23 protein-coding genes and 1 pseudogene are annotated in these 26,934 nt (G+C 71.0%); 17 read left to right on the top strand and 7 right to left on the bottom strand.

Going from position 1 to position 26,934, the window contains the following annotated elements:
* Positions 1–77: 77 nt before the first annotated feature.
* Together ABZT04_RS13030 and ABZT04_RS13035 are read left to right on the top strand one after the other, a co-directional pair.
* Positions 78–941, top strand: coding sequence for a phosphatidylinositol-specific phospholipase C/glycerophosphodiester phosphodiesterase family protein (locus tag ABZT04_RS13030; protein WP_356056106.1), 864 nt, complete (start codon positions 78–80; stop codon positions 939–941).
* A gap of 140 nt (positions 942–1,081) precedes the next feature.
* The gene (locus tag ABZT04_RS13035) at positions 1,082–1,276 is read left to right on the top strand and encodes a hypothetical protein (RefSeq protein WP_356056108.1); all 195 of its coding nucleotides are present in this window, start codon (positions 1,082–1,084) and stop codon (positions 1,274–1,276) included.
* A 2-nt stretch (positions 1,277–1,278) separates the two neighbouring features.
* Here the strand turns inward: ABZT04_RS13035 and ABZT04_RS13040 are convergent, their stop codons facing one another.
* From ABZT04_RS13040 to ABZT04_RS13055, 4 genes are all read right to left on the bottom strand, one after another.
* Positions 1,279–2,430 (bottom strand): phosphodiester glycosidase family protein, encoded by a 1,152-nt coding sequence (locus tag ABZT04_RS13040; protein WP_356056110.1) that lies wholly within the window; start codon positions 2,428–2,430, stop codon positions 1,279–1,281.
* A 207-nt stretch (positions 2,431–2,637) separates the two neighbouring features.
* Entirely contained in the window at positions 2,638–2,997 is a 360-nt protein-coding gene (locus ABZT04_RS13045; protein ID WP_356056112.1) for a DUF779 domain-containing protein, read from the bottom strand.
* 94 nt (positions 2,998–3,091) lie between these two features.
* Positions 3,092–5,803 carry an FtsX-like permease family protein gene (locus ABZT04_RS13050; protein ID WP_356056114.1) on the bottom strand — a complete coding sequence of 904 codons (2,712 nt, stop codon included), beginning with the start codon at positions 5,801–5,803 and terminating at the stop codon, positions 3,092–3,094.
* Positions 5,800–6,519 (bottom strand): ABC transporter ATP-binding protein, encoded by a 720-nt coding sequence (locus ABZT04_RS13055; RefSeq protein ID WP_356056116.1) that lies wholly within the window; start codon positions 6,517–6,519, stop codon positions 5,800–5,802. Before ABZT04_RS13055 ends, ABZT04_RS13050 begins: the two co-directional genes overlap by 4 nt.
* A gap of 210 nt (positions 6,520–6,729) precedes the next feature.
* On the opposite strand from ABZT04_RS13055, the gene ABZT04_RS13060 reads away from it, so the two are divergent.
* Together ABZT04_RS13060 and ABZT04_RS13065 are read left to right on the top strand one after the other, a co-directional pair.
* Positions 6,730–7,983: a histidine kinase gene (locus ABZT04_RS13060; protein ID WP_356056118.1), complete on the top strand. Its 1,254-nt coding sequence runs from the start codon at positions 6,730–6,732 to the stop codon at positions 7,981–7,983.
* A pseudogene (locus tag ABZT04_RS13065) lies at positions 7,980–8,679 on the top strand (response regulator transcription factor). The gene ABZT04_RS13060 and the pseudogene ABZT04_RS13065 overlap by 4 nt, the downstream one beginning before the upstream one ends.
* 92 nt (positions 8,680–8,771) lie before the next feature.
* Here ABZT04_RS13065 and ABZT04_RS13070 read toward each other — a convergent pair.
* Positions 8,772–9,707 (bottom strand): EamA family transporter, encoded by a 936-nt coding sequence (locus ABZT04_RS13070; protein ID WP_356056120.1) that lies wholly within the window; start codon positions 9,705–9,707, stop codon positions 8,772–8,774.
* Positions 9,708–9,747: 40 nt separating this feature from the next.
* On the opposite strand from ABZT04_RS13070, the gene ABZT04_RS13075 reads away from it, so the two are divergent.
* From ABZT04_RS13075 to mgtA, 4 genes are all read left to right on the top strand, one after another.
* Complete coding sequence (locus ABZT04_RS13075) at positions 9,748–10,272, top strand: MarR family transcriptional regulator (RefSeq protein ID WP_356056122.1); 525 nt, start codon at positions 9,748–9,750, stop codon at positions 10,270–10,272.
* Positions 10,273–10,376: 104 nt separating this feature from the next.
* On the top strand, positions 10,377–11,018 hold the full coding sequence (locus ABZT04_RS13080) for a hypothetical protein (RefSeq protein WP_356056124.1): 642 nt from the start codon (positions 10,377–10,379) through the stop codon (positions 11,016–11,018).
* A gap of 54 nt (positions 11,019–11,072) precedes the next feature.
* Entirely contained in the window at positions 11,073–11,435 is a 363-nt protein-coding gene (locus ABZT04_RS13085) for a metalloregulator ArsR/SmtB family transcription factor (protein WP_356056126.1), read from the top strand.
* Positions 11,428–14,016, top strand: coding sequence for a magnesium-translocating P-type ATPase (gene mgtA / locus ABZT04_RS13090; RefSeq protein WP_356056129.1), 2,589 nt, complete (start codon positions 11,428–11,430; stop codon positions 14,014–14,016). Before ABZT04_RS13085 ends, mgtA begins: the two co-directional genes overlap by 8 nt.
* Positions 14,017–14,198: 182 nt before the next feature.
* Here mgtA and ABZT04_RS13095 read toward each other — a convergent pair whose 3' ends face one another.
* Positions 14,199–15,377 (bottom strand): serine/threonine-protein kinase, encoded by a 1,179-nt coding sequence (locus tag ABZT04_RS13095; RefSeq protein ID WP_356056202.1) that lies wholly within the window; start codon positions 15,375–15,377, stop codon positions 14,199–14,201.
* A 415-nt stretch (positions 15,378–15,792) separates the two neighbouring features.
* On the opposite strand from ABZT04_RS13095, the gene folP reads away from it, so the two are divergent.
* From folP to ABZT04_RS13130, 7 genes are all read left to right on the top strand, one after another.
* Entirely contained in the window at positions 15,793–16,680 is an 888-nt protein-coding gene (gene folP, locus ABZT04_RS13100) for a dihydropteroate synthase (RefSeq protein ID WP_356056204.1), read from the top strand.
* Positions 16,681–16,868: 188 nt separating this feature from the next.
* Complete coding sequence (locus ABZT04_RS13105) at positions 16,869–18,212, top strand: aminomethyl transferase family protein (RefSeq protein WP_356056131.1); 1,344 nt, start codon at positions 16,869–16,871, stop codon at positions 18,210–18,212.
* Between the two features lie 139 nt (positions 18,213–18,351).
* Entirely contained in the window at positions 18,352–19,224 is an 873-nt protein-coding gene (locus tag ABZT04_RS13110; protein WP_356056133.1) for a methylenetetrahydrofolate reductase, read from the top strand.
* A complete protein-coding gene (purU, locus tag ABZT04_RS13115) occupies positions 19,221–20,126 on the top strand; it encodes a formyltetrahydrofolate deformylase (protein WP_356056135.1) in 906 nt (301 codons plus the stop codon). The genes ABZT04_RS13110 and purU overlap by 4 nt, the downstream gene beginning before the upstream one ends.
* Positions 20,127–20,303: 177 nt before the next feature.
* Entirely contained in the window at positions 20,304–21,173 is an 870-nt protein-coding gene (locus ABZT04_RS13120) for a bifunctional 5,10-methylenetetrahydrofolate dehydrogenase/5,10-methenyltetrahydrofolate cyclohydrolase (RefSeq protein WP_356056137.1), read from the top strand.
* A 43-nt stretch (positions 21,174–21,216) separates the two neighbouring features.
* Positions 21,217–22,269 carry a chorismate-binding protein gene (locus tag ABZT04_RS13125; RefSeq protein ID WP_356056139.1) on the top strand — a complete coding sequence of 351 codons (1,053 nt, stop codon included), beginning with the start codon at positions 21,217–21,219 and terminating at the stop codon, positions 22,267–22,269.
* A 70-nt stretch (positions 22,270–22,339) separates the two neighbouring features.
* Positions 22,340–23,266, top strand: a complete 927-nt coding sequence (locus ABZT04_RS13130) for a LacI family DNA-binding transcriptional regulator (protein ID WP_356056141.1) — start codon at positions 22,340–22,342, stop codon at positions 23,264–23,266.
* A 588-nt stretch (positions 23,267–23,854) separates the two neighbouring features.
* Here ABZT04_RS13130 and ABZT04_RS13135 read toward each other — a convergent pair.
* Positions 23,855–24,352, bottom strand: coding sequence for a MarR family winged helix-turn-helix transcriptional regulator (locus ABZT04_RS13135; protein ID WP_356056143.1), 498 nt, complete (start codon positions 24,350–24,352; stop codon positions 23,855–23,857).
* 137 nt (positions 24,353–24,489) lie between these two features.
* Between ABZT04_RS13135 and ABZT04_RS13140 the strand changes: the two genes are divergently transcribed.
* Both ABZT04_RS13140 and ABZT04_RS13145 read left to right on the top strand, forming a co-directional pair.
* Positions 24,490–25,833: an aminomethyl transferase family protein gene (locus tag ABZT04_RS13140; RefSeq protein ID WP_356056145.1), complete on the top strand. Its 1,344-nt coding sequence runs from the start codon at positions 24,490–24,492 to the stop codon at positions 25,831–25,833.
* 187 nt (positions 25,834–26,020) lie between these two features.
* The gene (locus ABZT04_RS13145; RefSeq protein ID WP_356056147.1) at positions 26,021–26,932 is read left to right on the top strand and encodes a LysR family transcriptional regulator; all 912 of its coding nucleotides are present in this window, start codon (positions 26,021–26,023) and stop codon (positions 26,930–26,932) included.
* Positions 26,933–26,934: the final 2 nt, after the last annotated feature.

The following is a 26,934-nucleotide window of genomic DNA, read 5'->3' on the forward strand; positions in this document are numbered from 1 at the left end:
GGCATGTACAGGTTCGTTGCAGTCCCGACGGCCTCATACTCCCTGTGGTTCGAACCCGCCCCACAGGGAGGAACACCATGGCCCTCATCACCCGCCGCAGAGCCCTCACCGCGTTCGGTGCCACCCTCGCGGCCGTCCTCGCCCCGCCCGCCGGCAGCGCGTTCGCCGGTGAACAGGGGCACCGCCCGCGCCCGTTGTGGCGCGCGCACGCGCACAACGACTACGAGCACCCCCGGCCGCTCTTCGACGCCCTCGACCACCGCTTCGGCAGCGTCGAAGCGGACATCTTCCTCGTGGGCGACCAACTCCTCATCGGCCACGACACCACCGAACTCGACCCGAGCCGCACGCTCGAATCGCTCTACCTCGACCCGCTCTCCGCCCTGGTGAAGGCCAACCACGGTTCCGTCTACCGGGGTTGGCACAAGCCGCTCCAGCTCCTGATCGACATCAAGACGGAGGGCTCGTCGACGTACCTCGAACTCGACCGCCATCTCCAGCGCTACCAACACCTGTTCACGACCTACGCCCACGGGCGTGTCCACCAGGGCGCGGTCACCAACGTCATCTCCGGCGACCGCGCGGCCCGCATCCCCATGGAGGCGCAGACCGTGCGCCGTGCCTTCTACGACGGCCGGCTCGCCGACCTCGGCAGCTCGGTGCCCGCCTCCTTCATCTCGCTCATCAGCGACGACTGGCAGGCCAACTTCACCTGGCTCGGCACCGGCGCCTTCCCGGACGCCGAGCGGCAGAAGCTGCGCTCCATCGTCCGGCAGGCGCACGCGCACGGGCAGACCGTACGGTTCTGGAACACCCCGGACGTGGCGGGCCCGGCCCGTGACGCGCTGTGGGACGAACTGTTCACCGCCGGGGTGGACTTCCTCAACACCGACGACCTCGCCGGCCTGGAAGCCTTCCTGGACGCCCGCCGCACGGTGTGACACCACATGGGGTGAGACCACATGGGGTGACACCACACGTTCGGGGGACACGTCAGTAGGCCGATTGAACCCTCCGCTACGCCACACTTGCGGCCGAACGCCGCGAACCAGACAGGCCGGCGTGGTGGAGGAGGACGTCGATGGCCATTTCCATCTCTGTGGTGCTGCTGCTCCTGATCCTTGCGGTGATCTTCGTGCGCGGCGGCGGGCTGAAGCTCTCCCATGCGCTGGTCTGCGCACTGCTCGGGTTCTTCATGGCCAGTACCAGCATGGCGCCCACGATCCACAGTGGCCTCACGGCCACCGCGGACCTGGTGAGCGGACTGCGTCCCTGAGGTCAGCGTGTCGAGAAGACCCCGACGCCGTTCGGTACGGGCCGTTCGGCGCCGCCGCTGGGATGGTTCCGTACCGTGACGGCGCTCGCGCCGGACGCGCGGGCGACCAGGGTCGTCGAGCCGCCGCCGTCCAGACTGAAGGCGTCGACCGAGCCCAACTTCCGCATCTGGGCGGCGACCTCGGCGATCGTCAGACCGCTGCGGTACGCGACCGCGCCGTCCGTGGCGAACAGCAGCAGTCGGTGGCCTCTGTCGGCGATCCCCACGGCGGTGCGGACGGCCGAGGTCGTGTTGTCGAGGCCGGCCAGCGGCTGTCCGTGCCGCAGGACCGGGTAGCCACCGAGGGCGAAGCGGTAGGCGACCCCTGACCTCGACGCCACCAGGCGGTGCCGCACCTGCACCCGCTCGCCCTTGACCAGCTTCCGAAGCCGCTGCGCACCCGCCTCACGGCCGACGAGCACGGTGGTGCCCGCGGCGATGGCACCGCTGCCGGGGGTGGTGGAGGACGATACGACCCGGCCGCCGCGAAGCGTCACTTCATAGGTGTTCGCACTACAGGCGGCGGCCCGGTCCGCGTCCGTGCCACATGTGGCGCGCACCCGGGAGACACTGCCCCACTGTGTGGTGAACGCACCGATGGAGTTCTCCGGCAGCGCGTACTGGTTGAACCCGCCGAGCGTCAGCCGTCCCGTCGGGGTGCGGATCGTCCCCCTGAGGGCGAGGCTGTCCAGCCGGGCCACCCGGTCGACCCCCACACCGAGCACGTTCCGCGTGTTCGTACCCGGCGGCAGGGTGGGTCCGAAGCGCTGGCCGTCCGGCACCGCCGCCTTGAGCGCGACACCGCTCGCGATGGCAGGGCCGTCGGTGGAGCCGGTGGCCTCGACGCCCGGATGCTGGGTCTCGGTGATGTTGAAGAAGTCGCCGTTGACACCCGCGACGGCACCCACCGAGTCGGCCAGCTCGGAGACGGGTTTCCGGGCCGCGACCGCACCCGGGTACAGCAGGTTGACCCGCACATGGGGGTTGCGCAGGTCGACGACGACCACATGGGCGTGGGTCACACCCTTGGCCGCCGTGATGTCGAACTGCTCGTAGGTGACACCCGGCGCGAGCCGGACGACGCTCTGCACGGCGCCGGCCGGTGCCGCCCCCACCAGGGCCGCACCGGCCAGCGCGCCGAACGCGGTGAGATAGGTGAATACCGATCTGCCGGCTCTGAACCGCTCTTTCCTGAACCGATCTGCTCTTAACCGCTCTGCTCTGACACGCTTTTGACGGAGCGTCACTGTGTCCCCTGATGTCTCGTCAACTGTCCCAGGACTCAGGGGAAGTGCATCAGAAGACGGTGACCGGCGGGGCTCCTAGGCGCCGACTACACGGGAACGAGTGAGAAAACGCACCCCCTCGGGTGCTTCCAGCGAGAAACCGCTGCCGCGACCCGCTACGACGTCCACGATCAGGCGCGTGTGGCTCCACACCTCGTACTGGCTGCGTGAGATCCAGAACGTCACGGGCTCCGGTACACCGTCGACCTCCAACTCGGCGAGCAGCACGTCCGAGCCGCCGGTGCGGAACTCGCCCTCCGGGTAGCACATCGGCGCGCTGCCGTCGCAGCAGCCGCCGGACTGATGGAACATCAACGGGCCGTGCCGCTCGTGGAGTTGACGCAGCAGGTCGGCCGCCGCGGGGGTGAGTTCGACGCGCGGGGTGTTCTCGTCCATGTCAGCCGTCCCCAGGAAGCCGGATGCGGTGGCCCAGTGCAGCACGGGCAAGGTTGCGAGAGGGTTGCGTGTCCGGTCGGCCCCTCCGGCTCCCCTATTCGGCACGCAGCGCGGTCGCCGTGCGGATGCGTGCCGCCCAGCCGGCCGGTAGCAGGGAACCGAGGACGGCGACGGCGACACCGGCGAGCCCGAGCAGGGCCAGGTCCCGGGCGTCGTAGACATCGATGACGGACCGGGGCAGCCGTAGGTCCGCCGCGTGGCCCATCGCGGGGATCACCGCGCTGTGCACGGCCAGGCCGAGCGGCCCGCCGAGGGTGCCGCCGAGCAGCCCCGCCGGGACGACCGAGGCGACGACCATCGTGACGGTCTGTCGGGGTGTCATGCCGAGCGCCTTGTGGATGCCCAGGTCGCGGACGCGCTCGTGGGTGTCGAGGACGACCCCGCCCAGGACACCGAGCCCGGCGACGCACACCAGCATCATGGTGAGCAGGGCCGTGAGCGAGTCGATGACGGTGGCGGTACCGCTGCCGTTGGAGTACTTGGTGCTGGTCGCGCTGACCCCCAAGGGCTTCAACTCGGCGTTGAGCGCGGTGACATACGCGTCCGTGTCCGTGCCGGGCCGCAGATCGACGTACTCGCTCGTGGACTTGAGGTCGGGTACGGCGGGCTTGAGTGTGGCGGTGTCGGTGAGGACCGTTCGGCCGTCGTGGCTGGTGTCGAAGACCTCGCCGACGATCCGGACCTCAACTGCCTTGCCGCGCACGGTGAGTGTGATGGTGTCGCCGACCTTCGCCCCGGTGGCGGTCAGGATAGTACTCGGCACCACGGCCTCGCCCGCCCTGCTGAACCACCGCCCGTCGACCATCGTGAAACCGCCCCAGGACGCGGCGCCGTCGAACGAGGTCACGGTGACGGCTCCGCTCATCCCCGATACGGCGGCCTCCGTGGAGGCGCTGCCGTAGTACCTGCGGGTGCCCGGCTGGGCCGCGATCGCGGCGGCGACGGCGGCGGGATCGGCGTTGCTCGGCCCCTGCCCCTGCCTGTCCACCTCACCGCCGCCGACCTGCCTCCCCGGTGCTCCGACGGTGACATCGGCGGCGTTGTGGTTCTTCGCCGCGATCACCTCGCCCAACGACGAGGACAGCCCGGTCGCGAAGGTGACGGCCGCGGTACCGAACAACACGGCCACGACCATGGCAGCGGTACGCGCGGGCCGGGCGAAGGGCCGCGCTAGCCCGAGCCCCAGGGGGCGCGACAGGGGGAGACGGGCGGCGAGTTGGGCCGCACGCCGGCCTCGGGGTGTGGGAAGGGGTGGTTCGGTCGGGCGGCGGCTGTGGGTTGTGGTTTGGGTGGGCAGCGGGGTCCGCGGGGCGTGGCTCGGCGCTGGGATGTGCTCGACCGGCTTCCGGTCGTGGTGGTGCTCTGTGGCCGGGGAGGGCCTGACGGCCCTGCGGGGCCGGCCCGCCATCCGGATGAGCCGGGCCGCCCACCGGCCTCGGCCCGTCACCGGGACGCCTCCGACCGAGTGCCGGTCTTGGTTCGCCGCCCGGGCGCGCCTGGCCGCCCGACGGCCGCGGTCTGCTGTGGAAGGGTGCTCCGGCGCCCAGCTGCCCCGATCCGCCACCCCAGCACGCCCGGCAGACCACCACCCCCTCCCCGACCCCGTAGCCCGTCCCACCGCCAACGCGTCGATCGTCCGTAGTCGGCCCGCTCGCCAGGCGAATGCGCAAGCGGTGAGGGCGACCAGCGTCAACATCCCGCCGACGACCGCGACATCGACCCACGTCTCGACGCCGAGCCCGGCCGTGCCGTAGGCGGTCGCGGTGTCGGAGAGGACGGGGGCTGCGAGCAGGTGGCCGGTGGCCGTGCCGAGGGCCGCTCCGATCGTGGCCGGGAGCAGAGCCTGGCCGGCGCAGGCCCGTACGACCTGGCCGGGTGTGCAGCCGACGGCCTTGAGGATGCCGATGCGGCGCCGCCCCGTGGCCACCGCGCCCGCGACCACGTTGCCGACGATCAGGACCGACATGACCAGGCCCAGCACCCCGAACGCGACGAGGAAGGGCACGAACAGGGCGGTGTTCCGGGTGGCGATCTTCCGTACGCCGAGCCAGGACTGAGTGCCCGTCAGTGACTTCGCGGGTACCGTCGCCGTCACCGCCGCGCGGTCCCGGGTCAGTTGGGCCGAGGTGTCGGCGTGGGTGAAGCGGTAGAGCATCTGGTAGCCGCCGATTTTGCCGGACGGCGTCAACTCCGCGATCTGCGACGGCAGTACCCATGCGTCGGCGGTCTGGCTGACCGAGCGGGCCACCCCGACCACCGTCAGCGTCGGAGTGCCGGGCAGGTCGGGGAACTCCAGCTTCTGACCGAGCCGTACCTCGGGTCCGGTGTCCGCGGACATGACGATCTCGCCGGGCTTCTCGACCCAACGCCCGCTGGTCACCGTCACCTTGTCGACCGCGCCCGTGGACGTGGCACGTCCGGCGACCGAGATCGGCGCTCCGCTCTGCCCACTGAAACCCGGAGCGATGGTCGTGGTCGGGAACGGGCCGGAGGTGCCGGTGACCCCGAACGCTCGTGCAGAGGCGGTCAGTTGAGCGGCCGTGGCTCGTCGCGCGTCGAAGTGTGCGGTCAACTGCGCCCCGTGCTGCAGGTCGAAGGCCTTGTCGAACGGCGCCTCGGACGACGTCAGCAGCGCTCCGCCGAGCACGGACGCGGTCACGGCCAGCATCGTGGCCAGCCCGATCACCAGCGTCTGCACCCGACGACGGGCCATGCCCGAGCGGATCACCCGGCCCAGCGCGCTCATCGGACGGACTCCGGCTCCGTGGTCGCGGCGGCCGCGTCCGAGGTGACGTCCGAGGTGATCCGGCCGTCGACGAGGCGGATCGTGCGTCGCGTGCACGACCGCGCGAGCGCCACGTCGTGCGTGACCACGAGGATCGTCTGGCCGTCGTCGTTCAACTCCCGCAGCAGTCGGCTGACGTCCGCACCGGACGCCGAGTCGAGCGCGCCCGTCGGCTCGTCGGCCAGGAGCAGCGGCGGACGGTTCATCAACGCCCTTGCCACGGCGACCCGTTGGCGCTCTCCGCCGGACAGCCGCCCCGGGTGGGCCCGGGCGTGCCGGGCGATACCGAGCGACTCCAACAGCTCGGTCGCCCTGCTTCCCGACTCGCGCCGCCCGAGCCCCGCCAGTCGTGCGGGCAGCGCCACGTTGTCGGCGACCGACAGATCGTCCAGCAGATTGAAGAACTGGAACACCATCCCGATCTTCGCCCGCCGGTAACGGGCCGCCCCGGCCTCGCCCAACCGGTCCACGCGCACGCCGTCCACGGTGACGGTCCCGGAGTCGGGCCGGTCCAGGCCGGCGACGAGATTCAGCAGCGTCGACTTGCCGCTGCCCGACGGTCCGAGGACCGCGACGGCCTCACCGGCCCGCACGCTCAGCGACGCGCCCTCCAGCGCGGGCGGCCCGCTGCCGTAGCGGCGGCTCACGTTGAGCAGTTCGATGAGGGGTGTCGGCATGGTGGCCTTCCTCGGATTCGGGGGTGTCGGATCGGATGCCGCCGACGCTAGGAGGGTGACCGTCCCGGGCGCGCCGGTCGAGCGGACCAATTGCCGTACCGCACTGGGCCGATGGCCCGTGATGTCATCCCTGAGATGTAGGCGAGGGATGTATGCGGCCCGTCCGCCGGAGGGATTCCGGGCAGGACCGCCGGCCGAGAGAATGGGCCGGTGACAGTGCGAGAGGAAGTCCCGGCCCGGCTGCGCCGAGCGGCCGGCGCGCTGCTGCGCCCCGGTGGCCGACTGCCGCGCCCCACAGGGCAGCAGTGGCTCGCGGACACCGCTCTCGCGCTGGTCCTCACGTTCGTGTCGATGCAGTACGCGTGGGGCGACGGCTACGACGAGGCCCACCGGTACCGCATGGTCGACCTGGTGATCCTCGTGTTCCTGTCCTCGGCGTCGCTGGCGTGGCGGCGCCGCTACCCCCTCGCCGTGCTGTCGATCGTGACGTTCGCGACGGCACTGACCCCGGACGAAATATCCCGACTCACCTTCTACTCCTGTGTCATCGCCGCCTACAGCGCGGCGGCCTACAGCCCCCACCGGCTGCCCACCCTGGCGGGCCTCTCCGTGGTGGTCGCCCTCATGAGCAGGTCGGGCCAGGCCGGCCCGACCACCCCGTACATCTACGTCGCCCCCACCGTGCCCACCCAGTACGTCCCCCTGTTCATCTCGGTGCCGATCGTCGTGGCCGCACTCGGCCTCAGGACCTGGAAACTCCGGGCCGCCGAGACCCGCACCCGGCTGACCGCGGTGGAGAGCGCCAGGGCCGAGGAACTGCACCGGGCCGTGGAGCACGAACGCGCCCGGATAGCACGCGAGTTGCACGACGTGGTCACCCACAACGTGAGTGTGATGGTCATCCAGGCCGGTGCCGCCCGCAAGATCATGGACAAGTCACCCGACCGGGCCCGCGAGGCCCTCCTCGCGGTCGAGGCGGGCGGCCGGGCGGCGATGGGGGAGCTGCGCAACGTGATGGGCCTGCTCACCATGGACCTGGACCCGGAGAGCGCGGAGCCGGAGAACCTCGCGCCGCAACCGGGCCTGGACCGACTGGAGGCGCTGGTCGGCCGGATGCGCAGCGCCGGCGTCCCCGTGGAACTGACCGTCTCCGGAGCCCCCCGCCCCCTGTCCGCTGGGGTCGAACTCGCCGCGTACCGCGTGGTCCAGGAGGCCCTGACCAACACCGTCAAGCACGCGTCCGGAGCCGACGCGAGCGTCCGGTTGTCGTACGGCGCCGACGAACTCCACGTCGAGATCACCGACACCGGCGGCAGACCCGGCCCCGCCGCGACCACCGGCAACGGGCGGGGCCTGATCGGCCTGCGCGAACGCCTCGCCGTCTACGGCGGCACCCTGTGCACCGGCCCGCGCCCGCTCGGCGGCTACCGGGTCCGGGCCCTGATCCCCCTGGAGGGCCGGTGAACCGGCCACCGCGCGTCGTGGTCGCCGACGACCAGGCCCTCGTCCGCACCGGCTTCCGGCTGATCCTCGACGCCGACGGCATCGACGTGGTGGCCGAGGCGACGGACGGCACCGAAGCCGTCGACGCGGTCCGCCGCACCCGGCCCGACGTGGTGCTGATGGACATCCGGATGCCCGACATGGACGGCCTGGAGGCGACCCGGCGCATCCTCACCGGCTCCCAGGACGGGCCGCGCGTGGTCATGCTGACCACCTTCGACCTCGACCACTACGTCTACGCGGCGCTCGCCGCCGGCGCCAGCGGCTTCCTCCTCAAGGACGTCACCCCCGAACACCTCGTCGCCGCCATCCGCACGGTCCGCGCAGGCGATGCCCTGCTCGCCCCCGCCATCACCCGCCGCCTGGTCGAACGCTTCGCCCACCGCACTCCGGAGACGGCCGCCCTCCACCGCGACCTCGCCGCCCTCACACCCCGCGAACTCGATGTCCTACGACTCCTCGCCCAAGGCCTGAGCAACGCCGAACTGGCCACCGGCCTCCACCTCTCCGAGGCCACGGTCAAGACCCACGTCTCCCGCATCCCTCGCCAAACTCTCCCTCCGCGACCGGGCCCAGGCGGTCGTGGTCGCGTACGAGACGGGACTCGTCAGCCCGGGAGAGCGGGACAGGGGGGACGGCGAGGACGGTCCCGGGTGAGTGGGGTGCGCTGTCGCCGGTGGAGCCTTCATCGGCGGTCACGTCTGAGTCGCGCCGGGGTTCCAGCCCGCGCGACAGGGAACACCGTCTGCCTATCGGCGGGACCTGGGCAGCAGCGTTCGGACAGGACGTTCGGCGGGCGCGGGAGGTAGAGGCATCCGGCCGGTGCCGCTGCGGCCCGCCCGGCCGGGCCGCCCCAGGACGACCCCGGCCAGGACCAGTGCCAGTCCGCACAGTTGCCGGCCCGTCAGCACCTCCCCGGCGACCGCCGTGCCGAGCAGTACTCCCGTCACGGGGTTGAGGAGTCCGACCAGGCCCACCGTGCCGGCGGGAAGGTGCCGCAGACCTGTGAACCAGGCGGCGAAGGCGAGGGCCGTGGCGATGAGGGTGACGTAGCCGAACGCGAGGAGCGCCGGTGTGGAGAGGGCGGGCGGTGGGCCCTCGACGGCTGCCGCGACCGGGAGCAGGAACAGTCCACCAGCCGTGAGTTGCCAGGCAGTTGAGGCGAGGATGTCGGTGCCGGTGTCGTTCCACCGTTTGGTGAGGATGTGGCCGAAGGCCGACACAAGCATGGGCGCGGCCGAGGCGAGGACACCCGGCACGCTCACCCCGCCCGCACCCGTGAGCAGCATGAGGCAGACCCCGCCGAGCCCGATCGCGGCGCCGGCCAGGTGTGCGATGCCGGGCCGCTCGGACACCAGGGCCCAGGCGATGAGCATCATCGTCGGCGGGGACATCGCCATGACGGTCGAGGCGATGCTCGTCGGGAGCAGTTGGGAGGCGGCGTAGACGAGGACGAAGAACACGCTCACGTTGAGCAGCCCGAGTACCGCGGACCGCCACCACCACGCGCCGCGCGGTCGCTGCCTGCACAGGGCCAGCAGGACGAGACCGGCGGGGAGCGCCCGCAGGGCCGCTCCGTAGAGGGGGGTGTCGGGTGGCAGGAATTCATGGGTGACGTAGTAGTTGGCGCCCCAGGCCACCGGCGCGACGGCGGTCAGTGCCACCCATCGCAGATTCGCTTCCATGGAAGACAATATAGCTTCCCGGGAAGCTATCGTGGGAGGCATGGACAATCCGCAAGCCCCGGACCGTGTGGCCCGCATCCAGGCCGACTGGCGTCGTGAGCGGCCCGACCTCGACATCTCCCCGCAGGGCGTGATCGGCCGGCTGCACCGCCTCGCCGACCATCTCACCGAGGAGCTCTGCCTCGTCTACGGCCGCTACGGCCTCAGTGAGGGCGAGTTCGACGTCCTGTGCGCACTGCGTCGCGCCGGTGAGCCCTATGAGCGCGCGCCCGGCGAACTCGCCGCGCACACCATGGTCACCACCGGTGCGATGACGAAGCGGATCGACCGCCTGGAGCGGGCCGGACTCGTCACCCGGCGCCGTTCCGACGACGACCAGCGCGGCCGGATCGTCGCCCTCACCCAGCCCGGACGCGAGCTGATCGACCAGGCGTTCACCGACCACATGCGCAACGAACGCCGGTTGCTGGACTCGCTGACCCCCGCCGAGGCCGAGGCGCTCGAAGGACTGCTCACCGCCTGGATCTCCCGTGTGGAGAATCCGCGTCCGTCCGACGGATCCTGATCGTTTGCGAGTTGCGCAAGCCGCGAACCATTACACTCGCCAACCCTCACCGCTCGCGCGGTCGGCTCCCGCGGTCGCGGGCTTTCGTTCATCGGGGGAGATGCATGCCGGATCCTGAGCATTCCGAGGCGGACGTCGCTGTCGCTTTCGAGCGGGTCCTGGACCGGGCGCTGGACTCCGGGCAGGTCAGGGACGCGTGGGACCGGTCCCCCGCGACGCTCGATCGCGAGGAGCTGCGCGGGCAGGTCCTCCAGGCGCGTACCGCCATCTCCGAGGCGGTCGCGGTGGAGTATCGCGCCCATCTGGAAGCGGGGAACGGGCGGGACGGCGGGCAAAACCCCGCTTCCCCGGCCGCGGCCGGGACGCGCGGTGGTCGCCTGCTGATTGCCCTCCTCGTCCTGGTCGCCGTCGTCGCGGCCGTGCTGCTGGTGGCCGGTTTCGGACTGCGCGGTCCAGGTGGGCGGCCCTATGTCGGTGACGGCCTGCTGACGGCGGGGCTGATCACCGGGGCCGTGGCCGTCGGGGCGACGGTGGGCGACTTCGCCTGGTCGCTCGTGGGCGCGGCCGACGGGGCGTCCTGCGCGGGCGGACCCGAGGACGCGTGGGTGCCGGAGGAGTGGGAACTGGCTCTGTCGGAGTGGGGGATCGTGCCGTTCCTGCTGGACCGTATCGAGGCACGGTGCGCGGCGGAGCGAGACGTTCGCGGCGGTTCCCCGGCGCCGGGGCGGGTGTCGCGGGGCACCTAGACTGGAGCGACCCGAGTACGGCGGGTGACGATCAGGGCGGGACGGGAGAGGGCTGTGGCGGCGGACATCGGTGACTTCGAGGATCCGACTGCCGAGGTGCTGGCGGAGGCGGCGGCCGCCTTCGGTCTGCTGGCGTCGGCCGCGCGGCTGCACATCATGTGGGCGCTGGCACAGGGCGAGTGCGATGTCACCCACCTCGCGGACCGCGTCGGCGGAGCCCTGCCCGCGGTCAGCCAGCACCTGGCGAAGCTGAAACTCGCCGGCCTCGTCCGCTCCCGCCGTGAGGGCCGTCGGCAGATCTACTTCGTCGACGACCCCGATGTGGTGACCGTGGTGCGGTCGATGGTCGGGCAGTTGGCGGCGCGCGCCGACGCCCCGTCCGCACGCGTGCGCGAGCTGCGCGGGACCGGTGGCTGAGACCACCGCGGACCCGGAACCGGACGCGGCGCCGACCGTGTTGCAGACCTTGCGGCGGCTGGACAGCGGGCCGCGCGGTCTGACGGAGGCGGCGGCCGAGGAGCGGCAGACCCGCTTCGGCGCGAACGTCCCGCCCGGCCACCGGGGCATCTCCTGGGCACGCGTGCTGCTGCGCGGTTTGCGCGATCCGTTCACCGCCGTACTCCTGTCTCTCGGGCTGGTGTCGGCGCTCGTCGCCTCCTGGGGCACCGCCTGCGTGATCCTGCTGCTCGTCGCGGTGAGCTGTGTGCTGCGCACCTCGGGGGAGTACCGGGCCGACCGTTCCATGGCCGCGCTCCGCGAGCTGGTCGCCACCACCGCCACCGTCCTGCGCCGCGCGGACGAGGCCGCGCCGCCGGACGCCCGGGAGATCCCCGTGGCCGAGTTGGTGCCCGGCGACGTGATCCGGCTCGGCCCTGGCGACCTGATCCCGGCCGACGTACGCCTGCTGCGCACGCGGGGCCTCGCCGTCCACCAAGCCGTGCTCACGGGGGAGTCGGCGCCGGTCGCGAAGAACGCCGCCGACGAGGCGGTCGACCGTACGTCCTTCGATCGGCCCCAACTCTGCTTCCAGGGCACGAGTGTGACCTCGGGCAGCGCCACCGCCGTCGTCGTGGCGACCGGGGCACGAACGCGGTTCGCCGCCGCCCACGCGCCTCCGTCGGTCCGGCGAGAGGCGAGCGCCTTCGACCGTACGGTGCACGGCATCTCCTGGATACTCATCCGGTTCATGCTGCTGACCCCGCCGCTGGTCCTCATGGCCAACGCGGCCCTGCGCGACCGGGGCCTGGAGACCCTGCCGTTCGCCGTCGCGGTGGCCGTCGGACTGACCCCGGAGATGCTGCCGGTCATCGTCACGACCTGCCTGGCGCGCGGTGCCTCGCTGCTGGCCCGCACCCACGGGGTGATCGTCAGACGGCTGCCCGCGCTGCACGACCTGGGCGCGGTCGACGTGCTCTGCCTGGACAAGACCGGCACCCTCACCCAGGACCGGCCGGCCCTCGACCGCGCCCTCGGCCCGGACGGGCGGGACGACCCCGAGGTGCTGCGCTGGGCCGCGGTGAACGCCTGGTGGACCCTCCAACTCGCCGATCTGCCCCTGCCGGACGCCCTCGACGAGGCGGTCCTGGACGCCGTCGACGAGAACGACCTCCTCGCCCACGACGGGCTGGCCGCCCTCCCCTTCGATCCGGTACGGCGGCTCGCGACCGCCGTCGTCCGTACGCCGGGCCGACTGGGCACGCACACCCTGGTCACCAAGGGCGCCGCCGAAGCCGTACTGGAGCGCTGCGCACTGACGCGGCCGGAGCACGAACGGCTCCTCGCCCGCGCCGCCGAGCTGGCGGACGACGGTCTACGGGTCCTGGCGGTCGCCGTCGCCGAAGCCCGCGCCCGCACCCGGGCCTACACCCCGGCCGACGAACTCGGCCTGTCCTTCAGGGGTTTCCTCACCTTCAAGGACGCCCTCGCGCCCACCGCCACCGACGCGTTGAGGGCTCTCGCCGACCGAGGTGTCACCGTCAAGATCCTCACCGGCGACCACCCCGGCACGGCCGCCCGCGTCTGCCGCGACCTGGGCGTCGCCGTCCCCGCCGACCACGTACTCACCGCCGACCGCGTCGACCGGCTCGACGACACCGACCTCGCTGAGGTCGTCGCCCGCACCACCGTCTTCGCCCGCTGTGCCCCCGAACACAAGGCCCGCGTCTGCGCCGCCCTGCGCGCGGGCGGCCACACCGTCGGCTATCTCGGCGACGGCGTCAACGACCTGCCCGCGCTGCGCACCGCCGACGTCGGCATCGCCCCGCGCGAGGCCGTGGCCGTCGCCCGGGAGAGCGCCGACGTGGTCCTCGCCGAGAAGGACCTCACCGCGATCGGCCACAGCATCGCGGCCGGCCGGTACGCGGGCGGCAACATCACCACGTATCTGCGCGTCACGCTCTCCTCGAACCTCGGCAACGTCATCGCGATGCTCGCCGCCGGCCTCCTCCTGCCCTTCCTGCCGATGCTCCCGGCTCAGGTGCTCGCGCAGAACCTGTGCTTCGACGCCGCCCAACTCGCCTTCGCCCACGACCGACCGCATCCCTCGGTGCTGCGCCGGCCGACCGTGCTGCGCCCCCGCGAACTGCTGCGGTTCATCACGGGCTTCGGCGTCCTCAACGCCGTCGCCGACCTTGCCACCTTCGGCGTCCTCTTCCTCGCCCTGAACGGACCCGACGGACTGGACGACGCGGCGGTGTTCCACTCCGGCTGGTTCACCGAGAACCTCATCACCCAGGCCCTTGTGATGCTGCTGCTGCGCTCCGGCCGACACACGGCCGAGGGCAACCGACCGGGGCCGATCGACTGGGCGGCCGCCGCGCTCACCACGGCAGGACTCCTGCTGCCGGTCTCCCCACTCGGCTCCCTGCTCGGCCTCACACCACTGCCGGTCCTCTACTACCTGCTGCTGGCGGCCGTTCTCGTCCTCTACGGGGCCGGTCTGACGGTGGTCAGAGCGCGCGACGAACGACGGCTGAACGGCCACACATCGATGCGGTGAGCCCCCGTGTTGGCGGTCTTAGCGGTCGTCGTCCACGTCATCGTGCGCGCGGCCGAGACACCGCCTATGCGCCCCAGGTCTGCGGGCGGGCCCAACAGACAGGTGTGAGCGGTCAGTTGGGGCCCGGCGGCGGTACAAGCCGGACGCGGCCTTCGGCATCGCGAACATGCGTCGGGAGGCGCTCAGGGCGTGGCAGGGGCAGGGCTCGTGGTGCCGGGCGGATCCGCGGGTGGTGTGTCCGCCGAGCTGTGGTCGGGGGAGAACAACGCCATGCCGACCAGCAGCGCGGCGAGGAAGACGACCACGGCGGCGACGGTGCCCACCGCCCTCGACCGGTGTCCGACGAAGGCGCGAACTCCCGTTCGCTGCCGACGCCGTGTCCGGTGGGCCGGAGCGGTACTGCCAAGGGAGGACGGGAAGGCGTACGTGGTCACGGAGCCGGGAGTCGAGTTCGGCGCGGGTTTCGTGACCGGGTCCCAGGCGGCCGCGCGCGGTTCCGGCGCGGGGTGCGGTGCGGCTGCGGGGAGGGGCTCGGGACGTCCTCTCCAGGCGCCCGCGGCGAACCACTCGGCGGCCTGACGCGCCGTAGGACGGTCCTCGGGTCGCTTGGCGAGGAGGCCGAGCAGATAGTTCTCGAAGGCGGGCGGCAGGCTGACGCCGAGTTCCCTTGGCGGTACGGGAGCCGTGTCGAGGTGGTGGTGGAGCACGGCGATGGCGCTGCCGGCGTGGAACGGCGGCCGTCCGATGAGGAGTTGGTAGAGGACGCAGCCCAGTGAGTAGACGTCGGACGGCGGTCCGGCGGGCTGCCCGAGGGCGCGCTCAGGGGCGATGTACAGGCTGGTGCCGACGATCTGGCCGGTAGCGGTGAGTGCGCCACCGGGGTCGTTCATGAACTGCGCGATCCCGAAGTCGCCGATTTTCAGGTCGCCTTCGGCGTCGAGGAGAAGGTTGCCGGGCTTGATGTCACGGTGCACGATGCCCTGGTCGTGCGCGGCGGCGAGCCCGGCGGCCGACTGGGCGGCGATACGGGCCACTTCCTCGGGCGGGAGGGTGCCCGCCTGGGCGAGCACGCGAGAGAGACTGTCTCCCGCGACCAGCTCCATCACCAGGAACAGCCGGCCCTCCTGCTCACCGAAGTCGAGAACACCCACCACGTGCGGGTGGTTGAGCCGGCCCGCTGTCTGGGCCTCCAGCCGGAACCGGGCGGCGGCGGTGGGTTCGGAGTTCTGGGCGTGCAGCAGCTTGACGGCCACCGGTCTGCCGGCGATCTCGTCGTACGCCTGCCAGACCTCTCCCATCGCACCTCGCCCGATGGCGTTGCTCAGCCGGTACCGGCCCGCTATCAGCACCTGTTGCTTCATCCTCACGCAGTGAGTCGACTCGCCCGCTGCCGGCCATGTCCCTTTGCGGGGACGGGTGTTGAAGGGGATACCGCAGCTTACCCAGCCTACTGGCGACCCGGAGGTGAACCGGTCGGATCGGGAAGAGTGCGGTGCGTTGGTGTCCGGAGGAATGGGCGGGAGCGTCCCGCATCCGGGGCGTGGCGTGCGAAACCCGGCGGCCGGAGCCCGGGAGCCTGCCGACCGGCATCAGGACCCCGTCCGGCAAGACGCCCTCCGCCAGCCCGCCAGACTCCGCACCACCCCTCTCGAAGATGGCCACTCCCAAGGACTAGAACGATTAAGCTTTCTCCCCTAACCTGAACCACCTAATCGATTTAGCATTCCTTTCTCGCGGCGGGACGCGAGGTCAAGGAGGTTGCCGCCGATGCCAACCATGCAAGACGTCGCCGTCGGGCGACCTGGAACATCCAAGGAGTTCGACGGGCTGCCCCGGCCCGGCCGGTGCCTGGTCATGGGGATCCTCAATGTCACGCCGGACTCGTTCTCCGACGGGGGCCTGTACGCGGACACCGGGCGCGCCGTCGACCGGGGGCTGGGACTCGCCGCCCAGGGTGCGGACATCGTGGACGTGGGCGGGGAGTCGACTCGTCCGGGGGCGTACCCCGTGGGTCTGGACGAGGAGCTCGCCCGGACCGTCCCGGTGGTGCGCGCACTCGCCCGGGCCGGTGTGTGCACGAGCATCGACACCATGCACGCCCCCGTGGCCCGGGCCGCCGTCGAGGCGGGCGCTCGTCTCGTCAACGACGTGAGCGGGGGTCTGGCCGACCCGGCCATGGCGTCGACCGTCGCCGCGGCCGGCGTTCCGTACATCGCCACGCACTGGCGTGCGCCGAGCCATGAGATGGACGGCCATGCCGAGTACGGTGACGTCGTCACCGATGTCGTCACCGAACTCGCCCTGCGTGTACGGAATTTGGCGGAAGCAGGAGTCGACCTGGACCGCGTCGTGCTCGACCCGGGTATCGGCTTCGCCAAGCGGCCCGAGCACGACTGGGCGCTCCTGGCCCAGTTGGGAGCCCTCCAGCGACTGGGGTATCCGCTGCTCGTCGGCGCGTCCAGGAAGCGCTTCATCGGCGCGGCCCTCGCGGCCGGGGGCGCCGGTGAGGTGCCGCCCGCGGGACGGGACGTGGCGTCGGCGGCGGTCTCCGCGCTCGCCGCCGTCGGGGGCGCGTTCTGTGTGCGCGTCCATGATGTCCGCGCAGGCCTCGACGCGGTGCGCATGGCGGCCGCGTACCGTGCTCACCTCGACCGGGGACCTTAAAAAATCCTTCGCCCGCCATCCGGCACTCGCCTTGGGCGGGGCCACTCTGCTAGCTTCCGCTGGATCGTTTTAGCGCCGCGACTCCCCCCTTCGGACCTGACGGCTGAGGGAGTCCTCCGTTGACGTACTAGATCGATTTAGTTCTCCTGAGCAAGACCGCTGAGAGTCGCTACGAGCAAGGAGTCACCATGGCAATGCCCACCCTCCAGAACGCCATCGACCAGGCCGGTTCGCCGATCAAGCTGCTGTGGCAGCCCGATGCCGAACCGTGGACGCCCGAGGTCGTCGACCGCGAGTACTCCGGCTGGCGTCAGGAGCAGGCCGCCTGGCACGAGGGCGTGGCTCTTCTCAACCTCTCGCACCACATGTACGACATGTGGATCGAGGGACCGGACGCCACGAAGGTGCTCGCCGACCACGGGACCAACAACTTCGAGAAGTTCGCGATCGGGCAGGCCAAGCAGTACGTACCGGTCACCCGCGAAGGCCACATCGTCACCGACGGGATCCTCGCCCGGGAGGGCGAGAACAAGTACCTCCTCAGCGGGATCCCGGCCGCTCAGCACTGGGTGCAGTACCACGCCGAGAAGGGCGGCTACGACGTCGAGTTCGTCACCGACCCGTCCTCCGCCTTCCGTCCGGGCGGCGGCGACCCGAAGCTGTTCCGTTACCAGATCCAGGGCCCGCTGGCGGCGGAACTCGTCGAGCGGGTCTTCGGCGGGCCGCTGCCGGAGACGAAGTTCTTCCACTCCACCGCGGTCTCCCTCGACGGCCGCCCCATCCGCGCCCTGCGGCACGGCATGGCCGGCCAGGCCGGCTACGAGTTCATCGGCCCGTGGGAGCACGCCGCGTACGTGCACGAGACCTTCCTCAAGGCGGGCGAGCCGCTCGGCCTGGTCCAGGTCGGCGCCCTCGCGTACGCCACGCCCAGTGTGGAGAGCGGCTGGATCCCCTCGCCCGTCCCCGGCATCTACACCGACCCGGACCTGGCCGACTACCGCACGTACCTGCCCATGTTCGGCATCGAGGGCAAGCGTCCGCTCAACGGCAGCTACTTCTCCGAGGACATCGAGGACTTCTACGTCTCCCCGTACGAGCTGGGCTACGGCAAGGTGATCCACTTCGGCCACGACTTCGTCGGCCGGGACGCGCTGCAGAAGGCCAAGGAGAAGCCGCTTCGTACCAAGGTCACTCTCCTCCTCGACCAGGACGACGTGCGCACCGTCCTTGGACAGGGCGAGGACCCCGGCTTCGTCCTCTCCTACGCCCGTCACCGGGTGGAGAGCGCCACCGGTCTGGTCGGGATGACCATGCAGAGCGCGTCGATCGACCCGGTGGGGGCCGTGCTGGCGCAGACCCTGATCGACGCCGACCACGCGGCGCCGGGCACCGAGGTGACGGTGGTCTGGGGTGAGCACCCCGGTTCCGGCACCGACCCCGAGGCCGACCTCGGCTTCCCCCGCATCCGTGCCACCGTCCACCCCGCCCCGTTCAACCAGCACGCGCGCACCCTCTACCGCCGCAACCGCTGACTTCAGCCGACTTGGCGGCGCCGAGCCGGCCCGGCCCCTGACCCCTGACGCGGCGTCAGGGTGCCCGGGCCGCCTCGGCGGTGCCGCGGGCGCGCCCCGGAACCCGGCCCCCGCAGACGAGAGAGCGAGACGAAAGACGATGAATCCCGCGAGCACCGTACGAACGGCGGTCAGTACCTCGCTGCTTGAGGACTTCTCCCTGGAGATGACGGGGAAGGACGTCCCCAAACTGGAGGAGGCCCGCGACAGCATTCCTCAGGGCACCCGGATCAATGTCACCTTCCTCGGCAACGAGAACCTCCAGATGCGCCTGGAGGCGGCCCGTGCGGTCAAGCGGCTCGGGTTCGCGCCGGTGCCGCACATATCGGCCCGCCGCCTGGGGTCGCGCGCCGACTTCGAGCAGTTCCTGGCCGGCCTGCGCGACGACGGCACCTCCGACAACGTGTTCGTCGTCGGGGGAGACCCGACGCATCCCGAAGGCCCCTACGCCGACTCGCTGTCCCTGATCGAGACGGGCCTGCTCCAGGAGTACGGCGTCCGCCATGTCAGCGTCAGCGGCTACCCGGAAGGGCATCCCGCGATCGACGACGGCGAGTTGTGGTCCGCGCTGCGGGACAAGCACGCCTCGCTCGCCGCCCAGCCCCTGGAGGGCGGCATCATCACGCAGTTCGGGTTCGACGTCGACCCGGTGCTCGCCTGGGTGGAACAGGTCCGCGAACAGGGTGTCGAACTCCCCGTCCGGATCGGGGTTCCCGGCCCCGCCGGAGTGCGCCGGCTCATGTCGTACGCCGCCCGCTTCGGGGTCGGCACCAGCGCCTCGGTCGTCAAGAAGTACGGGCTCTCCCTGAGCAACCTCATGGGCACGGCGGGACCCGACCGCTTCCTGCGCGACCTCGCCGAGGCCCACGACCCGGGCCGCCACGGCGACTTGAAGATCCACTTCTATACGTTCGGCGGGCTCAGGGCCACCTCCGAGTGGGCCGCCCGCTTCCGGAAGGAAAGCCCGGCATGACCCTCACCCAAGACGCCCCGGCCCGTACCGCCAGCGGCAAGCGACCCGCCCAGCAGGCCTCGCTCGTCCTCCAGGGCGCCGACGCCACGGGCATCGTCGCCGCCGTGACCTCCGTCCTGAGCAGCCACGGCGCGAACATCGTCTCCCTCGACCAATACTCCGACGATCCGCACGGCGGGGCCTTCTTCCAGCGCACGGTCTTCGGACTCGACGGTCTCCAGGCCGCGTTGCCCGCGCTGCGCGCCGACCTCGATGAGCACCTGGTGGACGCGTTCGGGCTGAGCTACACCCTGCGCGACCTGTCGGTGCCCAAGCGGGTCGCGATCTTCGCCTCGAAGTCCGACCACTGCCTGCTCGACCTGCTCTGGCGGCACCGGCAGGGCCAACTGCCCGTCACCGTCGCCATGGTGATCTCCAACCACCCCGATGTCGCCGAGGAGGTGCGGTCGTTCGGTATCCCGTTCTTCCATGTCCCCTGCCAGGGCCCGGACAAGTCCGCCGCGGAGGCGGAACACCTGCGGCTCCTCAAGGGCAACGTCGACTTCGTCGTCCTGGCCCGCTACATGCAGATCCTGTCGGGAGACTTCATCGAGAACGTCGGCATCCCGATCATCAACATCCACCACTCCTTCCTGCCCGCCTTCATCGGCGCCGGACCCTACGCCAAGGCCAAGGAGCGGGGCGTGAAGCTGGTGGGAGCCACCGCCCACTACGTCACCCAGGACCTCGACGAGGGCCCGATCATCGAGCAGGACGTCGTCCGCGTCACTCACGCCCACTCGGCCACCGACCTCACCCGGCGCGGTGCCGACGTGGAACGCGCGGTGCTCTCCCGCGCCGTGCTGTGGCACGCCGAGGACCGTGTCATCCGGAACGGCAACCACACCATCGTCTTCGCCTGACGGCGACCCGGCTCACCCGCTCCCGCCGGGCGACCGGGGCGGCCGCCGCGACGTTGCCGCGCGGGTGTCACGGCGACGGCCGGCCCGGTACGGCCGCGGTCGCACCGGTCGCACCCGGCACGTACCGCCCCTGTCGCCCGGGCGGATCGTTCCCCATCACACGAAGGCGGTTCGACCATGACCACCAGGATCGACGGCACCGGCATCGCCCGACGGATCCGCTCGCAGGTCGCCGAGGAGGTCGCCGCGACCGCGGTCACGAGTCCGGGAAGTGTCCCCGGACTGGCGACCGTCCTTGTCGGCGACGACCCGGCAAGCGCCGTGTACGTGGCCGCGAAACGGCGCGCCATCAAGGAAGCCGGCATGCGCGACTTCCACCGCCATCTGCCTCAGGACGCGACCCACGACGACGTGGCCGCCGTGGTCGACGCGTTGGCCGCCGACCCGGACGTCTCCGGCATCCTGCTCCAACTCCCGCTGCCCCGGCAGCTCGACGCGGCCGCGCTGATCGACCGCATCCCCGTCACCAAGGACGTCGACGGCCTCACCACCGCCAGCCTCGGCCTCCTCGCCCGCGGGGAGCGGGGGTTGCGCCCCTGCACGCCCAGCGGAGTCATCGAACTGCTCGACGCCGAGGGCGTTCCGCTCCAGGGCGCGAACGTCGCGGTGGTCGGCTGGGGCGAGCTGGTCGGCAAGCCCCTGACCCAACTGCTGCTGCGTCGCGGGGCGACCGTGTCGGTGGCCCACGAGTTCACCGTGGACCTCGCCGCGGTCACCCGTCCCGCCGACATCGTCGTGGTCGCCACCGGCGTGCGCGGTCTCATCGGCCCCGAGCATGTCGCACCCGGCGCCGTGGTCATCGATGTCGGCATCCACCGGACGCCCTCGGGCCTGGCCGGTGACGTCCGCTCCGAGGAACTCGACGGAATCGCCGGTCGCATCACCCCCGTCCCCGGCGGCGTGGGTCCCATGACCATCGCGATGCTCCTGGTCAACACACTGCGTGCCGCTCAGTGGAGTTCCGGGCGCGAGGCCGTCGCGGCGTGAGAACCCGCCGAACGCGGGCCGCTCTCGGCAAAGGAGGTTCGGAATGGACCGCTTCCCCGCCCTGGCCGTACTCGGCGGACAGCTCGCCACCGGTCTCATGGACGTCACCGACGACCCCGCGGCCCTGGACTCCGAGGGCTTCTGGGCCGTGGCGGCGGACTTCGAGGGACACCTGACATGCGCCCGCTTCCGCGACGTACGACGGACGGACGTACGACGAATGGAGGACCGCCACCTTCCTACGGCGCCCTGGCGCGGCCCGCGTGCCGACACGTGGACCACCTCGCTCGACCGGGTCGCCTACACGGACGGGGTGACCCGTATCCGCGAGCACATCGCCGCCGGTGAGGTCTACCAGGCCAACCTGTGCCGGGTGCTGTCCGCCCCGGTCGCGCCGGAGGCTGACGTCCTGGCGCTCTCCGGCCTGCTGGCACAACACAATCCCGCACCGTACGCGGGTGTCGTCCGCCTGCCGCACCACGGTGTGGAGGTGGCCACCGCATCACCGGAACTCTTCCTGCGGCGCACCGGGAGAGACCTGGTCTCGGGGCCCATCAAGGGAACCGGCCGCACCGAGGCGGATCTGCTGGAGAAGGACTACGCCGAGAACGTGATGATCGTCGACCTGGTCCGCAACGACCTCGGCCGCGTCTGCGTCCCCGGCACCGTGGTCGTACCCGACCTGTGCGCGGTCGAGAAGCATCCCGGACTCGTCCACCTCGTGTCCACGGTGCGAGGACGACTGCGTGCCGGCATGGGCTGGCCCGAGCTGCTGGCGGCGACGTTCCCGCCCGGTTCGGTCACCGGAGCGCCCAAGGAGAGCGCCCTGCGGATCATCGGGGCGTTGGAGACGGCACCCCGTGGTCCCTACTGCGGTGGCATCGGCTGGGTCGACGCGGACCGTGGACGCGGTGAACTGGCGGTCGGCATCCGCACGTTCTGGATCGACCGGGGCGCGGGGCTCCTCAGGTTCGGGACCGGAGCGGGCATCACCTGGGGCTCGGAACCCGAGCGCGAATGGCAGGAGACCGAGCTCAAGGCGCATCGGTTGCTGGCGATAGCGAGCGGCGAGCCGGGTCGTGGTCCGGAGAGCTGAAACGATCTAGCGCGTACAGTTGACTCGGCGTGGTGGAGCGTGGAAGGCCGACGGATGGGAGTGTTCCGGCATGGGGCGTGCGGGCCGGGTGACATTGACCGACGTGGCCAAGGCGTCCGGTGTGTCACGGGCGACGGTGAGTTTCGTACTGAACGACGACCCGCGCCAGACCATCTCCGCGGCCACCCGGGAGCGGGTCATGGAGGCCGCCCAGGATCTGGGATACGTCCCGCACGGCATCGCCCGCGCACTGCGTGAGGGGTCCTCGCGCATCGTCGTGCTCAACGTCGACTGGGGCATGGAGGGCAACTTCTCCCGCAGCTATGTCCGGGGCCTGGACGAGGAACTGGCCGAACACGACCACATCCTGCTGGTCCGGCACGGGCACTCGATCCCCGAGGCCACGCAGAAGGTCCTGGACACCATCGCGCCACGGGCGGTGCTGCGGCTCGGCGAGGCCTATATGCGGGGACACGAACCGATCGAGGACGACTGGGAGAACGGCTTCGCCGCCAACGCCGCGCTGCAGATCGAGTTCCTCGCCGGCCGGGGGCACACCCGGATCAGCCTGGCGATGCCCGACCACGACTTCCCCCTGACCGAGGCCCGGCTCGGATTCGCCCAGGAAGCCGCCCGCCGCCTCGAACTCCCGCCCCTGGAACGCCTCGTCGTTCCCAGGCCCCGCGAAGCAGGCGCCGCCGCCATCGAGTCGTTCCTGGCAGCCCACCCCGACGTGACCGCTCTGGCGGCCTTCGACGACGACATCGCCCAGCGCAGCCTCGCCGCCCTCCGCGACCTCGACCTACGAGTCCCCGAAGACATGGCCGTGATCGGCTTCGACGAGACCGAACACGGCTCCCTGTCCACCCCCGCCCTCACCACCGTCCACATCGACGCGGAGATCCTCGGCCGGATCGCGGCGCGCGATGCGCTGGGGATCGGTACGGGGGGGCTGGCGCCGGTGCGGGGGTGGGTTGTGGAGCGGGGGTCGGTGTGATCGGTGCGGTGATGGTGTGCCGTTGCCGGGCGTCGGTGTGATCGGCGCGGCCGTGAAGGGTCGAGGGGACGGCGTCGCCTGGCGGCGGTTCGGTCAGTGCGTGCCCCAACGGACTGTGGCGGTAGGGAAGTTGCCTGACGCCCTAGGTGCCCGTCCGGGGGTTGGCGCCGATGCTCGGCCGGATGGTGGAGCGTGACCGTCGCGGGTCAGGGAGATCCGATGGGCCGCCGTTCGCCAGAAACCAGGCCCGGGGTGCAGCGAATCATGCCGCGGAGGCGGGGCCTGTCCCGCGCGTCTGCCGCGTAGTCGCTGGTTTCCGACGTTCCCTGCGCCTTGCAGCCACACACACCAGATCCCGATCAGGCGCTGTTGCTTCCTGCTCGCGTCGGGGCGAGTCCTGGCGGAAGGTTCAGGCTGCGCGTGTTCCAACAGGCCTTCGCAGCACGCCTGTTGCCCGCCACTGAAGCAGGCCTTCGCGTGCCCCAACTGGCCCCGGCGGTGCGCCTGTTGCCTGCGGCGGTAGCCGTCCGCACCAGCCCCCGCCCCCACTGCCGATCAGCGCCCCCGCCGAAGCACCTTCCACCCCCCTCACGAACTGGACCGAACCACCGGCCACATCCCCTCGTACACCGGATCCTCCCCCTCCAACGCCACCAGCACCTTGCGCAGTTGGCCGATGATCTCGTCCTTCCCCCCGCCGCCCAGGATTTCCGCGAGGGCGCCGTCGATCGCGGCGATGCGGGCGCGGCCGTCCGCGACGCCGGCCAGGCCCGCCTCGGTGAGTTCGTGGAGGATGACGCGCTTGTGGACGGGATGGGGCAGCCGTCGGACCCAGCCGGCGCGTTCGAGCTGGGCCAGCGCCGTCGTCGCGCTCTGCGGTGTGATGTGGAAGCGCCGTGACAGGTCCGAGGCGGACATCAGGCCGAGTTCGTCGATGTGGACGGCCAGGCCGAGCTGGGTCACCGTGACGCCGAGTCCGTCGAGTGCGCCCTGAAGCCGTCCGTGCACGGCCTGCTGTGTGCGCCACAGGACGTAGGGCAGTCCGTCCTGCCATGCGGAACCCGTGCTGTCCTTCGCCGAAGACATCGTGACCCTCCGTTTGTACGGGACGCCAGTATCCGTCCAAGAACATTGTTTCAGGTGCCTTAAAACTTTACAGGCATCTGTTATATGGTCGCGGGGCACAGCGACGAGGCTGTGCGCCGGTGACCGAGAGGAATCCCATGGCCAGTCTCGAAGAAGAGATCAACAAGGCTGGAGGGGCGCTCGCCCTGCTGCGGCAGGGGCGCTCCGGGGCGTACCCGTTCCCGATCAAGCCCGAGTTCACCAACTGGCGTGACGAGCAGGAGGCGTGGCGCAACAGCGTGGCGCTGATGGACCTGTCGCACCACATGACGGACCTCGTCGTGCAGGGGCCCGACACCTACCGCCTGCTCGAACACCTCGGGGCGAACAGCTTCCAGGGCTTCGGCCCCGGCAGCGCCAAGCAGCTCATCACGGTCCGCCCCGACGGCTACATGATCGGCGACTGCATCCTGTTCTGCGTCGGCGACCACCACGTCCGGATCGTCGGCCGTCCGCCGGCCCTCAACTGGGTCCAGTTCAACGCGGACACCAGCGACTGGGACGTCACCGTCCGCCGCGACGAGCGCACCGTGAACAACCCCAAGGGCCGCGAGCTGTTCCGGCTCCAGCTCCAGGGCCCGCACGCCGCGGCGATCTTCGACAAGGTCAACGGCGGCCCGATGCCGGACATCCCGTTCTTCACCATGGGCAGCTTCAACGTCGGCCCGCACAAGGTCACCGCGCTGAACCACCGGATGTCCGGCTTCCCGGGCTACGAGTTCACCGGCCCGTACGCCGACATCGAGTCGGTGCGCGACATCATCGTGGAGGCCGGCGCCGAATACGGCCTGCGCCAGATCGGTTCCCGCGCCTACGCCTCGGTCGCCACCGAGTCCGGCTGGATCGCCAACACCCTGCCGGCGACCTATACCGGCGAGGACACGAAGGCGTTCCGGGAGTGGCAGTCGGCGCGCTCCTTCGAGGGCAACCTCGCGCTCGGCGGCAGCTATGTCGCCGACCGCATCGAGGACTACTACCTCACCCCCTGGGACCTCGGCTACGGCCACATCCTCAAGTTCGACCACGACTTCGTCGGGCGCGAGGGCCTGGAGGCCATCAAGGACCAGCCGCACCGCCGTAAGGCATGGGTGCTCTGGGACCGCGACGACGTCGCGAAGATCTTCGCGAGCATGTACGAGAAGGGCGACCAGCGCTTCAAGTACATCGAGATGCCGGCGGCGTTCTACACCGCCTGCCAGTTCGACCGCGTGGAGAAGGACGGCGAACTCGTGGGCGCGGCGATGCTCACCTCGTACTCCGCGAACGTACGCGGTTGGATCTCGCTCGGCACGATCGACCCCTCGGCCGCGGCCGGCGACCAGGTGGAGATCGTCTGGGGCGAGCCGAACGGCGGCTCGCCGAACCCGGCCGTCGAGCGCCACGCCCAGACCCGTGTGCGCGGAACGGTCATGGCGCGCCCGTTCGCCACGAAGAAGCACTGATCGGACGAAGCACTGATCAGGGGTACGGGGGAGTCGCGGGCCTCGCGGTCGTGAGTGGTGTCTGCTAGGGTCGCTAGATCGATCTAGTGACCCTAGCTGGATGTGCCGACCGGCTCCTCCCGACCCCGCACCGCCTCTGTTCGCGCGGCCCGGAGGGCCCGGCGCCGCGGATGACCGGAGGAATGCCATGGACCGTCTGCTCCTCATGCGCAGCTTCGTCATCGTCGCCGACCTCGGCAGCTTCAACGGAGCCGCCAAGGCGCTGGGGTCGTCCGGCTCGCTCGTGTCACGGCATGTCGCGGAGCTGGAGCGACAGGTCGGCGTCCGGCTCGTCAACCGCACGGCCCGCTCGGTGAGCCTGACCGAACCGGGCCTGCGGTACGCCGAGTTCGCCGCCCGCATAGTCAAGGAGATCGACGCCGAGGACTCCAACATCGCGGATCTGCACGACCGGGCGGAGGGTGTCCTCAGCATCATCTGCCCGAAGTGGATCGGGAGCCTGGACCTCGGGGACGCCATCGCCGCGTTCTCCGCCGCGCACCCGAAGATCCACATCCGCTACGAGCTGGGAGGCGTGTCCGACCGGACGTACGACTTCCTGGACGGCGGTTTCGACCTGGCGTTCCACACCCGGGACCTCCGGGACTCCAATGTGCGCCTGAAGAAGATCGCCTCGCTGCCCTTCGTGCTGTGCGCGTCGAAGGCGTACGTCGACGAACACGGCCCCCTGACGCACCCCAACGACCTGGCCACTCGCGACTGCCTGGTGCACGTCAACGACCCGGTCTGGCGCATCGGCCACGGTCACACCTCCACGCTGCACAAGATCCGCAACGTGGCCTTCTCGTCCAACTCGTACATCGCGCTCCAGAAGGCGGCCGTCCACGGGCGCGGTATCGCCCTGCTGCCGCAGCGGTCCGTCTACGACGATCTCGTCTCCGGCGCCCTGCAGGTCCAGCTCCCCGAACTGGCCGCACCCGACCGGCCGCTCTACGCGATCCACGGTCCCGGCCCCGGCACCCAGCGTAAGATCACGGTCTTCCTGGACTTCCTCGCCGAGTGGTTCGCCAAGAACCCGATCCCCACGATCACCCGCTGACC

Origin of the sequence: Streptomyces sp. NPDC005492 (assembly GCF_040605995.1) — a bacterium.
Classification (GTDB): Bacteria; Actinomycetota; Actinomycetes; order Streptomycetales; family Streptomycetaceae; genus Streptomyces.

Excerpts from the sequence above, each read along its gene's own strand:
- ABZT04_RS13030 (WP_356056106.1), top strand. The coding sequence starts at position 78 with ATGGCCCTCATCACCCGCCGCAGAGCCCTCACCGCGTTCGGTGCCACC.
- ABZT04_RS13035 (WP_356056108.1), top strand. The coding sequence starts at position 1,082 with ATGGCCATTTCCATCTCTGTGGTGCTGCTGCTCCTGATCCTTGCGGTG.
- ABZT04_RS13045 (WP_356056112.1), bottom strand. The coding sequence starts at position 2,997 with ATGGACGAGAACACCCCGCGCGTCGAACTCACCCCCGCGGCGGCCGAC.
- ABZT04_RS13050 (WP_356056114.1), bottom strand. The coding sequence starts at position 5,803 with ATGAGCGCGCTGGGCCGGGTGATCCGCTCGGGCATGGCCCGTCGTCGG.
- ABZT04_RS13055 (WP_356056116.1), bottom strand. The coding sequence starts at position 6,519 with ATGCCGACACCCCTCATCGAACTGCTCAACGTGAGCCGCCGCTACGGC.
- ABZT04_RS13070 (WP_356056120.1), bottom strand. The coding sequence starts at position 9,707 with ATGGAAGCGAATCTGCGATGGGTGGCACTGACCGCCGTCGCGCCGGTG.
- ABZT04_RS13075 (WP_356056122.1), top strand. The coding sequence starts at position 9,748 with ATGGACAATCCGCAAGCCCCGGACCGTGTGGCCCGCATCCAGGCCGAC.
- ABZT04_RS13080 (WP_356056124.1), top strand. The coding sequence starts at position 10,377 with ATGCCGGATCCTGAGCATTCCGAGGCGGACGTCGCTGTCGCTTTCGAG.
- ABZT04_RS13095 (WP_356056202.1), bottom strand. The coding sequence starts at position 15,377 with ATGAAGCAACAGGTGCTGATAGCGGGCCGGTACCGGCTGAGCAACGCC.
- folP (WP_356056204.1), top strand. The coding sequence starts at position 15,793 with ATGCAAGACGTCGCCGTCGGGCGACCTGGAACATCCAAGGAGTTCGAC.
- ABZT04_RS13105 (WP_356056131.1), top strand. The coding sequence starts at position 16,869 with ATGGCAATGCCCACCCTCCAGAACGCCATCGACCAGGCCGGTTCGCCG.
- ABZT04_RS13110 (WP_356056133.1), top strand. The coding sequence starts at position 18,352 with ATGAATCCCGCGAGCACCGTACGAACGGCGGTCAGTACCTCGCTGCTT.
- purU (WP_356056135.1), top strand. The coding sequence starts at position 19,221 with ATGACCCTCACCCAAGACGCCCCGGCCCGTACCGCCAGCGGCAAGCGA.
- ABZT04_RS13120 (WP_356056137.1), top strand. The coding sequence starts at position 20,304 with ATGACCACCAGGATCGACGGCACCGGCATCGCCCGACGGATCCGCTCG.
- ABZT04_RS13125 (WP_356056139.1), top strand. The coding sequence starts at position 21,217 with ATGGACCGCTTCCCCGCCCTGGCCGTACTCGGCGGACAGCTCGCCACC.
- ABZT04_RS13130 (WP_356056141.1), top strand. The coding sequence starts at position 22,340 with ATGGGGCGTGCGGGCCGGGTGACATTGACCGACGTGGCCAAGGCGTCC.
- ABZT04_RS13135 (WP_356056143.1), bottom strand. The coding sequence starts at position 24,352 with ATGTCTTCGGCGAAGGACAGCACGGGTTCCGCATGGCAGGACGGACTG.
- ABZT04_RS13140 (WP_356056145.1), top strand. The coding sequence starts at position 24,490 with ATGGCCAGTCTCGAAGAAGAGATCAACAAGGCTGGAGGGGCGCTCGCC.
- ABZT04_RS13145 (WP_356056147.1), top strand. The coding sequence starts at position 26,021 with ATGGACCGTCTGCTCCTCATGCGCAGCTTCGTCATCGTCGCCGACCTC.